The organism is Eisenbergiella sp. OF01-20 (assembly GCF_003478085.1).
GTDB lineage: Bacteria > Bacillota > Clostridia > Lachnospirales > Lachnospiraceae > Eisenbergiella.
In genome coordinates, this window is the sequence record NZ_QUES01000013.1 from 68,790 (window position 1) to 82,921 (window position 14,132).

Consider the following 14,132-nt stretch of genomic DNA (forward strand, 5'->3'; position numbering starts at 1 on the left):
TAAATCAATGTATTTTTTCATTGTACCTTTTGCCGGATTCTTTTATGATGAAGGAAAGACGGAAAAGCTATGGGGAGGAAAGACTATGCTGAAAGACAAAATGCTGTGGATGAAAGACAGTGCCAATATCCGGGATGAAATCCGGCAATGTACGGAGGAGGGGAAGGATATTTCCCGTCTCCTTCCCCGGGCGGAGGAAATCCGGAACATGGAAGAGGGGCCGGAAAAGGAAAGGTGTGCCAGGCAGCTTCTGGAAGATATGGAAAACAGCCCGGCAGCGGCGGATTTTCCTTTTGATGAACCGGAAGAGTGGGAGAAAATCGTGCAGGCCTGTGAGGGGAAGGGAATACAGACACGGATCCCGGAAACGGAGCTGGAGGATCGGATCCGGGGGGCATGGACAGGACGTGCCTCCGGCTGTCTGCTGGGCGTTCCCGTGGAAGGCTGGAGCCGGGGCAAAATCCGGGGATATCTGGAGGAAAGCGGGCAGTATCCGCTGTCGGGCTATATCCGTTCCGATGTGGATCCCGCTGTCAGGGAGAAATATGGTGTGAAAGATGTGGATGAAGGCACCGCTTATGATCGGCAGAATATCTGCTGGATCAATAATATGGATACCTATCCTGTAGATGATGATATGAACTATACGGTTTTGTCTCTTCGCGTTCTGGAGCGCAGCGGGGGAGCCTTTACTTCGGAGGATGTGGCACAGTCCTGGCTGTTCGGCCTTCCCGCTTTCCATACCTGTACGGCGGAACGGGTTGCCTACAGGAACCTGATGCATGGGATCCTCCCCCCGGAATCCGGCCGTCTTGCCAACCCCTTCCGGGAGTGGATCGGGGCGCAGATCCGGGTGGATTTCTACGGATATATAGCCGCAGGAGATCCTGCGCTTGCCGCGCAGATGGCATGGCGGGACGCAGTTGTGGCCCAGTCCAAAAACGGGGTATATGCCGCCATGTATATTGCGGCGCTCATCGCGGCAGCAGCCGTATTGCCGGAGCCTTCCGGCTGGGTGGAAGAGGCCATGAAGCAGATCCCTTGCAGCAGCAGGCTGTATAACGCGCTGAAGGAGCTTCTGGATTCCCGGAAGAAAGGCGGTTCCTGGGAGGAACTGCTGGAAGCGATCCATGGGAAATATGAGGAAGCCGATTCCTTTGACTGGTGTCTGGCAATTCCCAATGCCTTGATCGTTACGGCCTGTGTCCTGTGCTTTGGTACGGATTACAGCCAGGCGGTTATCCATGCGGTCCTGGCAGGGTTTGATACGGACTGCAACGGGGCAACGGTGGGTTCCGTTGTGGGAATTGCGCGCGGATACAAAGCGATAGACAGCAGATGGACGGCACCCGTCAGGCAGATAATCTGTTCCAGCGTTAACAGCTATACCAGGATTTCCGTGGAGGAGATTACGGAAAGAACGATAGCGGTGATGAAAAAGAGGTAAGACGGACAGCAGCAGGCGGCGTCTTTGGTCAGGATATCCATCCGGATCGAAGGCGCCGCCCGTTTTATGGATCCGTCGTGGCCTTTCCTATCCTTCCTGTGCCCTTACGGCAACAATAGAAAGTGTGTTGACAAATCCGGTGATTGAATATAAACTAGTTATATAAAAAGATTATATAACTAGTTTATATAATTGGGAAAATAAGACAGGAGGGAGTTTTGTGCCAAAGCAAAGAATTACAAAAGAAATGGTGGTGGAGGCCGCTTTTGAAATTGCCCGGAAAGAAGGGGCGGAGAAAGTCATCGTAAAGACTATCGCGGAAAGGCTGGGCTGCTCGGTACAGCCTATTTACAGCTACTGTTCCAATATGGAGGGGCTGCGGGAGGAGCTGGTGGAGCGTACCAGGCTTTTTATGAAGGAATATATTGCGGCCCGCCTGGATAAGTCCGATTATTTCCGGAGCATGGGGCAGGCCCAGATCCATTTTGCCAAAGAGGAGCCTGACTTGTTCAAGCTGTATTTCCTGCGCCGCCGCCAGGACATCGGTTCCCTCCGGGAACTGTATTCCAAAGAAGGCAGTGCGGACATGGGGGATTATCTTGCACAAACCCTGCAGATCCGCCCGGAAAAAGCCAGAGAGCTGCATCTTAACATGATTATTTACACGATGGGGATCGCTTCCATTCTTGCCACAACCGGTTCCGACATACCGGAGGAAGAAATCAGCGATCAGTTGGAAAAGGCATATCATGCCTTTTGCGTACAAAGCAGAGAGGAAAGCAATGAGTAAAATAGGAGTAATCTATAAATCGAAAACAGGGTTTACCCAAAAATATGCGCAGTGGATTGCGGAAGAAACAGGCTGTGACCTGATTCCGTATGAGCAGCGTGAACAGGCGGATTACAGCCATTATGATACGATCCTGTATGGCGGCGGTGTATATGCAGGCACCATCGGAGGTATCAAATGGTTCCGGAAGAAGCTGCCGGAGCTGTCAGGTAAGAAAATCGGCGTATTTGCCACCGGATCCAGGCCGGAACACACACCGGGGCTGGAAAAGGAATGGAAACAGAATTTTACGCCGGAAGAATGGGGGCGTATAAAGGTTTTCTATATGCAGGGCGGGCTGGCCTATGAGAAAATGGGCGCTGCAGATAAGCTGCTGATGTCTATGTTCCGGGAGATGATGAAGAAAAAGGAAGGGGAGGACAGTGAAATGTACCAGGCTATCAGCCGATCGTATGATAATACTTCCCGGGAATCTCTGAAGGGGCTGCTGGAATGGCTGAAGTGAGCAGAGGAAAAATCCTCTGGATAATAAGTACCGCCCGGCGGATTTCCGTCCGGCGGTACTGGTAAAACCCTGTAAATGGGTGCTGGTATAAATGTGTTTTATCGTTTTCCCATAAAAGCTTCAATATCTTCAATACTTCTGGGTGTTACAGCGGATAGGTTTTCACAGCCGTCAGGTGTGATAAGGCAGTTATCTTCCAGACGGAAGCCGATTCCCCATTCTTCATGATAAATTCCCACATCTACGCAGAAAACCATACCTGGTTCCAAAGACCTGCGCCCTTCGTTAATATCGACTTCGTCATGAACATCATATCCGACATGATGAGCTCCGCCATGCCAGATATAAGTTCCTACATCCTCAAAATTATCACATACGCCGATTTCCTTCAGCTGTTCGAAATTATAACGTCTTATTTCCTGATCCACAAAGGACATGGGAAGACCGGGACGCAGAATACGAAACATGTAATTGGAAGTGTTGTAGGCACAGGTATACAGAAGCCGCTGCTTTTCGCTGAATTTACCATTTACGGGCCAGCCTCTGGATACATCATTGATTTCATTATCCCAGCAGGCGCCTACATCATTGAGGATCATGTCCCCGTCATGGGCCTGCCCCCTGCAGGAATAATAATGAATACAGAAATTGTTTTTCCCGGCAGAAACAATGGAAGGAAAACCAGGGGAAAGTACACCGCGCTGTGCCAGGGCATAATCAAATTCTGCTTTATACTGGTACTCAAACATGCCGTCATGCGATGCATGCATCATGGCCTGGATGCCTTCACAGGTGATGGTTTCCGCATAACGCATTGCATCGATTTCGCAAGGTTTTTTGATGGTACGCTGCGCCTTGATTTGATTATGGATATTGGACAATGTCACATAAGGATAATCATCACGCAGTTTATCTGCCAGTCTGAATGCCTGGCGTACAGGCTGCTCATCCGTCTTTTTTCTGTCAAAATCAAGACAGACGGTTGAGATACCGCCGGATACAAGCTGTCTGTCCAAAAAAGCGGTAAAATCCGTCAGATAACGGAATTCTTCTATACCGGATCTTTCCTGTGCTTCCTGCGGACTGAGACGTTTCCCATTCCAACGCTCTGCATGAACATCCGGAGGCAGCATAAACAGTATTTCCTGTATGCTTTCTCTGTCGATTAGAATTGCCAGAACGCTGTCCTGCTGTTCAATTCCGGTGTAGTAGACAAAGCTTCGATCCGCAAAGTACGGATAATCCTCATCTCCGGTTTTGCGGGGAGCGTGTCCGCTGAAAAGAAGCAGCAGGCTTCCGGGGGCAAGTGACTGACAGAGAGAAGATCTGTTTTCCTGGTGGAATTCTTTTTTCATTCATCCTCCTTCCGGCAAAAGCGAAACGGTTACTACTATTGCCGTATAGTAATTGGCTGCGGGTGTGTGTAGATAAAAAAGCTTGGCATCACCCCCTGCTTCCCTGTGCGGCCTGCTGCCCCGCAAGGTTCCTTCCAGGGGACGCTTCCGCTCGGATAATCACGCAGCGGTACTAAGGCTGCAAAGGACGCAGCCTAAGGACCGGCGCGCTTATAACGCCCCTTACAGGAATCCTTGCAGGGCAGCAGGCCGCACAGGGAAGCAGGGCAGGGTGATGCCAAACTTTTTTATCTGCACCCGCTGGGGGGTTAATTATATTGACTTTTTGTATAAATTTCATTATAATGAATAATAAAAAGATAGTCAATATAATATTCATTTTTATGAAAAAATGTAAAATAATATTTATTTCATGAAAATATGCACAAAAAAGGGTGGGAAGGTGTATGACAGACAGAGAAGTTGTAAGAAAGGATATGGAAGAGCTGTATCTGGGGAACCTGGGAACTGTGGAGTTTGATTTGGAACTGCCGGAAGCAGGGAAGCATGGTTCGCAGATAAGCTGGCATTCTGATAATCTGAATTTTATGGATCATGCAGGCCGGGTATCCAGACCTGCCTATGGAAGAGGTAATCGGGAAGTTACCATGACAGCATGCTTCCGATATGGAGAATATGAAGAAGAGAAGCCATATCTGGTGACCATACTAGAGGAAAATAACCGGATTGAGGCGGCGGAAATTTATCCAATCAGAAAATATACCGTAATGGGCGAAGAGGTATGCCTGCCCTTCGCTTCTGCGGTAAAAACAAAGGATAACCGAGTAATTGCCCATTTTGTGGAATGGGAAGGTGGCCCGGTCCGGTGTTGGGAGCAGCCGGGAAATTATGAAGTGTACGGCAGACTGAAGGATACGCAGATACCAGTGAGCGGAATTGTGGAGGTAGGGGAAGACAAGTTGGTTCCTTCCTCTGCGGTAAAAGAGGTTAAAAGCTGTGCAGATTATACAAAGCTTTTTCAAGGCAGTGATTTTTATGACGCACAGGAAAGGATGCACAGCTACCTGCTTCATACGAACGAAGATCAGTGGCTGTATAATTTCAGACGTGCCGCAGGACTTCCGGTGCGAGGTGCTTCTTCCATGACGGGTTGGGATTCTCCTGAAGGGCTGCTGCGCGGGCACAGTACGGGCCATTATTTATCCGCATTGGCCTTGTGCTATCATGCCACCGGAGATGAGGAGATTTTAGAAAAAGCGGTTTATATGACGGACGCGCTTGGAGAATGTCAGGATGCCTTCGGACAGAAGGAAGGGTATCATAAAGGCTTTTTGTCGGCCTATTCGGAAGAACAGTTCGATTTGCTTGAAAAATATACGTCCTATCCGAAGATATGGGCGCCTTACTATACCCTGCATAAAATACTGGCAGGACTGATTGATTTATACAAGCTGGCCGGGATTCCGAAAGCGGGAAAAATTGCAGAGGGAATTGGGGATTGGGTATATGGCAGACTCAGCGTACTGTCACATGAACAGAGAGTGAAGATGTGGAGTATTTATATCGCAGGTGAATACGGCGGCATGAATGAATCCATGGCGGAGCTTTACCGGCTTACCGGGAAAAAAGAATTTTTGGAAGCCGCACGCTGCTTTGACAATGATCGGCTGTTTTACCCATTGGAACAGGGGGTGGATGCATTGGACGGGATGCATGCCAACCAGCATATTCCTCAGATTATAGGCGCTTTGAAGATGTATGAGATGACTGGGGAAAATCGGTACTATTTATTATCGTCCCTGTTTTGGAAGATAGTTACGCAGTTCCATATGTATGCTATCGGAGGAACCGGAGAAAGTGAGATGTTCCATGAGGCAGGAAATATTTCGGGCCTGTTGACAAAGAGTACCGCTGAAAGCTGCGCCACCTACAATATGCTCAAGCTGACCGGGGAACTGTATCAGTACCACCCGGAGGCAGCATATATGGATTATTATGAAAGAGCTGTTTATAATCACATCCTTTCTTCCTGTGATCATCAGCCCACAGGCGGAAGTACTTATTTTCTGTCCATGCGGCCGAAGGCGGTGAAAGGTTTTGACCTTTCAGAGAACAGCTGCTGTCATGGAACCGGCCTGGAAAGCCATTTTAAGTATGCAGAGCATATTTTTGCAGTGGATAAGGAAACCGTCTTTGTTAATCTTTTTATCCCATCGGTACTCAGCCTTCCGGACAGCGGTCTGGAAGTGGCCCTTAAAACAGAAGAAGAGAATCCCGGCAGGATTTTTTTGCAGATAAAAGCGGCAGGTCATCGTGTGTTTAAAATCCGCAGGCCGTATTGGGCGGAAGGATTACCTGAGATTCTTGTAAATGGAGAAGCTTATGAACCAAAGATGCAGGAAGGATATCTTGTTTTTCACAGATTGTGGGAGAAGGATGACGAGGTAGAAATCAGATGGCCGTGTACCCTCAGATATGAAGTGGCTCCTGACAGAGCTAATTATTTTACTGTATTCTTCGGCCCTTATATTCTTGCAGCCCTTACAGAGCAGGAGGAGCGGATGATGCTTCATGCGGGAAATGCCGATGAGGATTTTGAACGGGAAGCATCCAGGCCTCTGGCTTTCCGGTGCAGAGAAAACGGCTGTCTGTTTATTCCATTGGAAAAGGTTTGGAAGGAAGAGTATCAGGTATATATGAAAAAGGGATAGAGGCAGAGATATGTATAAGGTACTGTTGGTAGATGATGAACGGCTGGAACTGAATACACTGAAGAATTATGTTGATTGGAAGAAGCTGGGAATCGGGGCTGTTTATACGGCAAATAACGGGCTTCAGGCACTGGAAACAGCAGATTTTAAGAAGCCGGATATTGTGTTTACAGATATCAGGATGCCGGTTATGGATGGAATTGAATTTGCAAAACAGCTGAGGGAAAAGGATAAAAGAGTAAAAATAATTTTTCTAACCGGCTATGATGAAATGGATTTTATCAGGCAGGCCTTCAGACTTTCGGCAACAGACTATATTTTAAAGCCTTTTCTTGTCGAAGATATTGAACGGGTGGTAAAAGGTATCCTGGTATCGTTGGAACAGGAACAAACGGTAAGTCATTCCCGGGTTCATGCAGAACGGAAAATAATAGATAATATATTTAAAGATGACATGCAACCGGCGGAGACTTTGATCGGCCAGTTTTTTGCAATGGAAAATAGGGAAGAAGATACGTTCCGATACAGCGTGATCGGACTATATGGAAAAAGCGGAAATCCTCCGGAAAAAGATTTCTTTCGGGAATTTCCGGAGGTGTTTTATTATGTGGAGCTGCAGGAGCTGAATCTGCTTTTGCTTAAGACAAGTGTGGAGTGCCATGATGTGGCAGAAAGTATGGCGGCATACCTGTATAAAAATCAGGAAAATCTCGGTGTAGTTTATATGGAAGGAGAACACAGGCTTGCTGAGGCAAGAATTATCAGGGGCCGGTTTGAAAAGGCTGCGGATGCCGCTTTTTATCTGGACAGCCTGACACCGGCTTCTTTATCCGAATTGTTAAGGGGGGAGAAGAAAGCAGAACTGGCGGAGGAGGAACGCAAAAAACTGCATATACTGCGTAAGGATATTACGTCACAGCTGTCTCATGGCGACAGTCAGCTATGCTTTGAGCGGTTGGAGGATTATCTGAATATCTGCAGAGAAGCGTGTCCGAGTATTTATAAAAACAATATTATTCGTCTATATAATCATATCAATGATGAGCTTGTAATAGAAAATGAGGAGCTGGCAAGACAATACCCTGCCATGCGTTTTCAGGGTAAAACGATTGTGCAGCTGGCAGAGGAAGCCAATAATGACAGCCAGATAAAAGAAGGCCTGATTCAATATCTGAATGTGATTTTAACATGGTACTGTTCTCTTCAGGAAAATGCTAATTACAGAGTGGTAGTATATGTGGAGGATTATATCGAGAATCATTATATGGAGCCGATATCGGTTGAAATGATCGCCTCTGAAATCGGGCTGTCACCCAATTATGTCAGGAGTATTTTCAAAAGCGGCAGCGGGATGACTATAAAGAATTATTTGTCGGAATACAGGTTGGATAAGGCGTGTAAACTGCTGAAAAACACCTCTGCCAAGGTAAGCCGTGTAGCTTCGATGGTAGGCTATGATAATGTGTCTTATTTTTGTGCCATTTTTCAGAAGCGTTTTGGAAAGACACCTAATGAGTGGAGAAGAGGCCTGTAGCTATGGATAAAAGTAAAAAATACTGCAGTGTGGGAGTCAAGCTGGTAGGCTTCTATGTTATTTTAGGCCTGATTCCCCTGATCATAGCCTATTTATATACATTTTATGTCCTCCGTTTTGCTCTGGAAGAGGATGGCTACAGGTACATCCGTCAGGAATCCGAACAGGCAGGAAACCTGATGGATGCATGGACGGACAGATATGCCGCAATTATAGACAGTATTTATATGGATTTCTATACCAACGCCTATATCATGGCAGATTACAGCGATACGGGATATGAAAGTATGTATCCCTATATAGATAAGGTGATGCTGAAACTTGCCCTGCTTTGTCCGGAAACCACAAAAATTGAGTTTTACAGCTTTAATGAGACACTTCCGGAGGACGGGAATTATTTCAGGAAGGTAAGCCAGATGAAAGAGGGCTGGTTTCAGAAGGCCGTGGATGCGAATGGATTTACGGTTGTGGCAGGAGTGGACAGCCGGAAGGAGTATGGCTATGAAAGACCGTATATCGGGATGGTCAAACTGCTGAATTATTTTAATAACGGGTCGTTGCAGAATGTCCTTCAGATACAGGTAGACGCAGTGAGCGTTTGTGATTTGATATATGATGAAAAGGAAACCTGCCGTAAATTTGTATTAAGTGAAGACGGCACGGTGCTGGCTTCTTCGGAACGAGGGGATTTGGGGAAACACGCGGAGGAAGTATTGGAAGATTCCATAAGATGGGAGGATATTGACTGGGAGCAGCCAGGAAGCCTTTTGGAACAGGGAATGTATTATATGGTGACGAAGGATTGTCAGATGAATATGAAAGTTCTCGTAATCGCGGATAAAGCTTCTGTTCTTGAAAAAGCGGATCTCATGGCGGAAAAAATCCTTTTTCTTCTGGCGCTTACCGCAATTATGGCTTTGGCCGCCATTCTATTGTATGGCAGAAATTTCACACAGAGAATCAACCGGATTGTCTATGCAACCGGGAGGTTGAGAAGGGGAGATTTCAGTTATCTGGTGAGAGAAAAAACAAATGATGAAATCGGTAAGGTGGCAGATGCAATGGATGATCTGACACGTCAGATGGAGGTTCTGATCCATGAGAATTATCAGAAGCAATTAAGGCTCAGGGATAGTGAAATTAACCTTCTTTACGAACAAATCGATCCGCATTTTCTTTATAATGCTCTTTCAACGATTTCCTCTTTATCCATTATGGAAGGTGACGGGCAGACTAACAAATGCGTAAAAGCGCTGGGAGAATTTTACAGGGTATCCTTGAATAAGGGGAAAAGAATAGTATCGGTCCAGGAGGAAGTGGAACTTCTGAAGAGCTATATGGTTATTCAGAAATTCCGTTTTGATGACAGTATTGATATTACATATGATATTTCCAGAGGAACATTACAGTACCGATGTCTGAAGCTGCTTCTGCAGCCTGTAGTGGAAAATTCCATAAAATATGGAATCAGGGATAATAACGGAAGAGTTCTTCATATAAAGGTGATGGTTTATGAAGAAAAAGAGACCGTTTATTTTGTAATTGAGGATGACGGCAGCGGAATGGAGCGGGAGAGACTGGAAGAGGTACAGGCTGCAGTAAATAAAGGAAACGGGGGATATGGACTCAAAAATATTGATATCAGAATTAAGCTGCAGTACGGTTCCCGGTATGGGCTTCATCTGGAAAGTGAAAAAGGAATTGGAACCAGGGTTATCATTGGAATCCCACGTGTATGGAAGGAAATTGCACAAGCAGGAAACATGCCGGACTAATGTCCGGCATGTTTTTGTATGGACAGGCGGAGTCAATAATGAAGTTTAACAAAGATATAAATTGTCATAAGTATATGAAATTATACGTATAAAAATGAAAAAACTATATATTTTGTAAGTTAATGATAAAAATAAAATCACATGTATGAAAAATTGTAGTTTTTTGATAAGTATTATTAAAATTTATTGTAGAATATGAAAAACGCTGTTGATACAATAAAAACAAGAAATCAGAAGGGGGTTGGGGCAAATGGGGAAGAGGAATATTGGATGTAATTGCTGCTTCGATTCTGAAAGTTCAGGAGGTAGAAATGAAACATAATAAATGCGCAGAAAATGTTCCTGCAGAATACGTTCCATTCAGCGGAAAAAAGAAGCTGGCACTGAAAGCGTGGCGGCAGAGATATTTGTTTTTAATGATGCTTCCCGCACTGATCTGTGTAATTCTTTTCAGTTATATCCCGATGACAGGCCTGTATATTTCTTTTGTTAACTATGTGCCCAGAGGAGAAGGCTTTTATCAGGATATGATGGCTGCTGACTTTGTAGGGCTGGACTGGTTTGCCTATTTTTTCTCTACTGATTTTGCAGTCATTATGAGGAATACACTTTGCCAGAGCACGCTGACACTTCTTTTTTCATTTCCGGCCCCGATACTCTTTGCCATTTGTTTGAATGAAATTAAAAACAATAAAGTAAAAAAGGCAGCTCAGACAGCCTCCTATCTGCCTTATTTTATTTCCTGGGTTATAGCGGCAAATATGTTTATTACCTTCCTGTCAGGAGACGGAATCATCAATGACATTCTGCAGGCACTGCATATTACAAATAAAGATATCCTGTTCATGCAGGAAGGCAGATATTTCTGGTGGATTCTGGCGCTGGCCAATACCTGGAAGAATATAGGATATGACGCCATAATTTATCTGGCTGCTATTTCGGGGATAGACCAGGAAATGTATGAAGCGGCAGAAGTGGACGGAGCAACAAGAACGCAGAAAATCTGGTATATCACGCTTCCGTCACTGCTTCCTACAATCATGGTGATGCTTCTGCTGGCGGTAGGAGGAATTCTGAATGTGGGATATGAACAGCAGCTGCTGCTGGGAAATGATGCGGTGATCCAATACTCGGATGTTTTCGATACCTATACATACCGCTATGGTATTATCAATGGCATGTACTCCTACGGAACAGCAGTTGGACTGTTTAAATCAGCAGTTTCCTTTACCTTTGTAGCAATTACCAACAGACTGTCCAGAAAACATGCGGACGTATCATTGTATTAGGAGGCGGAGCCATGAAAAAGAAAAGCGTTAAAGGAAAGAAAACGGGCGGCGAGCTGGTATTGGATGTCTTTAAAGTCTTTTTTGTACTGCTGGTATCCGTAGTATGCGTTTATCCTTTCTGGAATATCTTCATTATTTCTGTCAATGATGGACAGGATGCTCTGCGCGGCGGGCTGTATTTCTGGCCCCGGGTTTTTACACTGGAAAATTACCAGGAAATTCTCAGAAGAAGCGAATTTATCCGCGCTATTGGAGTCACGGTTTTAAGGACATTAATAGGGACACCATTGGTAGTTCTGGTTACCTCCATGCTGGCCTATGTGTTGTCCAGGAGTGAACTGCTGGGGAAAAAGTTCTGGACGCTGATGTTTATTTTTACCATGTATTTCAGCGGAGGAATGGTTCCCTATTATCTGCAGCTGAAGAATCTGGGAATGCTGGATCATTTTATTGTATACGTCATTCCGGGAATGCTGAATGTTTACTACATGATCTTGATAAGAAGCTATATTTACGGGATTCCTGAGAGCCTGGTAGAATCGGCCAAGCTGGATGGTGCCAATGACCTGTGGGTTTATGGGAGGATTATTCTTCCTCTTTCAAAACCGGTAGTTATGACTATCGTACTTTTTGCATCGATAGGACACTGGAATGCATGGTTTGATTCCAGACTGTATACCAATTCCATGAATTTAAAAACGCTCCAGCTTGTCCTGGTGGAGATTCTCAACCAGTTCCAGACTTCAGGAACAAACGGTGCAACTTTGGCGCAGAGAGCGCAGATGATGTCCGGAGTAACCCAGAAAAGCGTACAGATGGCGGCGGTTATGGTGGCTACAATACCGATTATCTGTGTATATCCTTTTGTGCAGAAATATTTTGTAAAGGGAATCATGATCGGAGCCGTAAAAGCCTGAGAATAAGAAAAAGAAAATAAGAGATATCCGGCGTAAAGTTTACACAGGCCGGACAGGCAGAAGAAGATTCAAGCGGTTTAATTAAATCCAAAAGGAGGAAAAGGTATGAAAAGAAAGGGATTCAAACAGGGAGTGGCGGTGCTGCTTACGGCAGCCTGCGTGATTTCCGGATGCGCAAGCACTGGCGGGGGTACGCAGACAGCAGGGACGCAATCCGGCGAAACCACAGCAGGGACGCAGGAGCAGCAGGCAGCGGCGTCTGCAGACGGAGAGGTTAAGACGATTACTATTTTTAACAGCGGAGGAACGGTTCCGGAGTTTAAGGATCCTGTGGCTTCGCAGATACAGGAAAAGACAGGCTTTAAAATGGAGTATGTTGATGGTGCCGGAGCAGTGGAAGAAAAGCTGAACCTGATGCTTTCCGGTCAGACTTATCCCGATATTGTTTATCTGGACAGTGCAAGTCCTGTAAGAAAAGCCTATGAAGAAGCAGGGGCATTGATTGGCCTTAAGGATCTGATAGAGCAATACGGACCTGACATTAAGGAAATGTATGGGGATCTGCTGATTCGTTTTGAATCGGAAGACGGTGAAATTTACGGACTGGGTGACTGGTATGATTTGGATCCGGATCCGAATGTCATGGTTATGATTAAGTATGATCTTTTGAAAGAAATTGTAGGACAGGAACGGGCAGACAATCATGAGCAGCCTTTTACGCAGGATGAATTTATACAGCTGCTTCATGATTTTAAAGAAAAGTTTCCTGCAATTGATGGCGTGGAAAGCATCCCTATCAGTATAGAAGGAAAAGGCTGGGATGTAAGCATGTTCCTGGGCATGTTTGGTATTGTGGAATATTACACCGGGAATGATAAAATTGAACATAAGGTAAGAGATCCTCAGTTTAAGGAAATGGTACAGATGCTTAATCAGCTTTACAGGGAAGGCCTGCTGGATAAGGACTGGGTGACTCTGGACTGGAATCAGCTGGAAGAAAAAATTACCAAAGGCTATACCTTCTGTACTGTAGATTCTAATTGGATTGCAACAAGACCGAACCAGTCTCTGCGTGTACAGGGCGGTGAAGATGCGGATTTTCGTTCCTACAAGGTAGTGGGAAACGGAGTAACCGCAGAAGAAACAACCTACAACAGCAGAAATACATTGGGCTGGGGTGACTGGTGTATCACCAAAAATTGTAAGGATCCTGTGGCAGCTATGCAGTTCTGTAACTTTATGGCAAGTGAGGAAGGCCAGTACCTTACGCTTTGGGGTGTGGAAGGTGAGCATTGGGACTACGTGGACGGAAAGCATCAGCCCAGGCAGGAAGTGCTTGATTCTTATCGTGCGGACGAAGTTGCATGTTCCCGTGAAACAGGTATCAGAAGATACAGAATGTTTGTAAAGAACGGTACCGGCAAAGATGGAACCCCTTATGATCTGGTAACAAAATGGGAGCCTACATCAGACTGGCAATATGCTTACCAGGCCAGTGCGGATACGGATTTGTATGATAACTCCTATTATGCAGGGCTGGAACCGGCAGGCAGTACGCCGGAAGGCCTGATTGCGCAGAAGATTGCGGACATTTATGACGAATATGTGCCTAAGATGGTAAATGCTGCATCATTGGAAGATTGTGTGGCACAGTATGACACTATGATATCCAGCATGGAAACCGCAGGGCTTGTAAAACTGGAAGAAGTAATGACAAAGAATTATCTTGCTAAAATGGAACGCTGGGGTGTGGAACCATACTCCCACAGATAAGGAAAGAAGGGGGTGCCCGCCGGGACACCCCTTTTT

At 45.7% G+C, this 14,132-nt stretch carries 10 protein-coding genes; 9 read left to right on the plus strand and 1 reads right to left on the minus strand.

Annotation, left to right across the window (positions count from 1 at the left end; all coding sequences use genetic code 11):
* Positions 1-85: 85 nt before the first annotated feature.
* The 3 genes from DXA36_RS16110 (at position 86) to DXA36_RS16120 (ending at position 2,742) form a co-directional block, all read left to right on the plus strand.
* Positions 86-1,447, plus strand: coding sequence for an ADP-ribosylglycohydrolase family protein (locus DXA36_RS16110; protein ID WP_182479105.1), 1,362 nt, complete (start codon positions 86-88; stop codon positions 1,445-1,447).
* Between the two features lie 220 nt (positions 1,448-1,667).
* Entirely contained in the window at positions 1,668-2,237 is a 570-nt protein-coding gene (locus tag DXA36_RS16115; RefSeq protein WP_118680551.1) for a TetR/AcrR family transcriptional regulator, read from the plus strand.
* Complete coding sequence (locus DXA36_RS16120; RefSeq protein WP_182479106.1) at positions 2,230-2,742, plus strand: flavodoxin domain-containing protein; 513 nt, start codon at positions 2,230-2,232, stop codon at positions 2,740-2,742. Before DXA36_RS16115 ends, DXA36_RS16120 begins: the two co-directional genes overlap by 8 nt.
* 98 nt (positions 2,743-2,840) lie before the next feature.
* Here the strand turns inward: DXA36_RS16120 and DXA36_RS16125 are convergent, their stop codons facing one another.
* Positions 2,841-4,097 (minus strand): aminopeptidase P N-terminal domain-containing protein, encoded by a 1,257-nt coding sequence (locus DXA36_RS16125; protein ID WP_118680553.1) that lies wholly within the window; start codon positions 4,095-4,097, stop codon positions 2,841-2,843.
* A gap of 446 nt (positions 4,098-4,543) precedes the next feature.
* On the opposite strand from DXA36_RS16125, the gene DXA36_RS16135 reads away from it, so the two are divergent.
* From DXA36_RS16135 to DXA36_RS16160, 6 genes are all read left to right on the plus strand, one after another.
* Positions 4,544-6,808: a beta-L-arabinofuranosidase domain-containing protein gene (locus DXA36_RS16135; protein ID WP_118680555.1), complete on the plus strand. Its 2,265-nt coding sequence runs from the start codon at positions 4,544-4,546 to the stop codon at positions 6,806-6,808.
* Between the two features lie 10 nt (positions 6,809-6,818).
* Positions 6,819-8,342 (plus strand): response regulator transcription factor, encoded by a 1,524-nt coding sequence (locus DXA36_RS16140; protein ID WP_118680556.1) that lies wholly within the window; start codon positions 6,819-6,821, stop codon positions 8,340-8,342.
* 2 nt (positions 8,343-8,344) lie between these two features.
* Entirely contained in the window at positions 8,345-10,117 is a 1,773-nt protein-coding gene (locus DXA36_RS16145; protein WP_118680557.1) for a sensor histidine kinase, read from the plus strand.
* A gap of 311 nt (positions 10,118-10,428) precedes the next feature.
* The gene (locus DXA36_RS16150; RefSeq protein ID WP_118680596.1) at positions 10,429-11,406 is read left to right on the plus strand and encodes an ABC transporter permease; all 978 of its coding nucleotides are present in this window, start codon (positions 10,429-10,431) and stop codon (positions 11,404-11,406) included.
* 11 nt (positions 11,407-11,417) lie between these two features.
* Positions 11,418-12,323 (plus strand): carbohydrate ABC transporter permease, encoded by a 906-nt coding sequence (locus tag DXA36_RS16155; RefSeq protein ID WP_118680558.1) that lies wholly within the window; start codon positions 11,418-11,420, stop codon positions 12,321-12,323.
* A gap of 105 nt (positions 12,324-12,428) precedes the next feature.
* Positions 12,429-14,096: an extracellular solute-binding protein gene (locus tag DXA36_RS16160; protein ID WP_118680559.1), complete on the plus strand. Its 1,668-nt coding sequence runs from the start codon at positions 12,429-12,431 to the stop codon at positions 14,094-14,096.
* Positions 14,097-14,132: the final 36 nt, after the last annotated feature.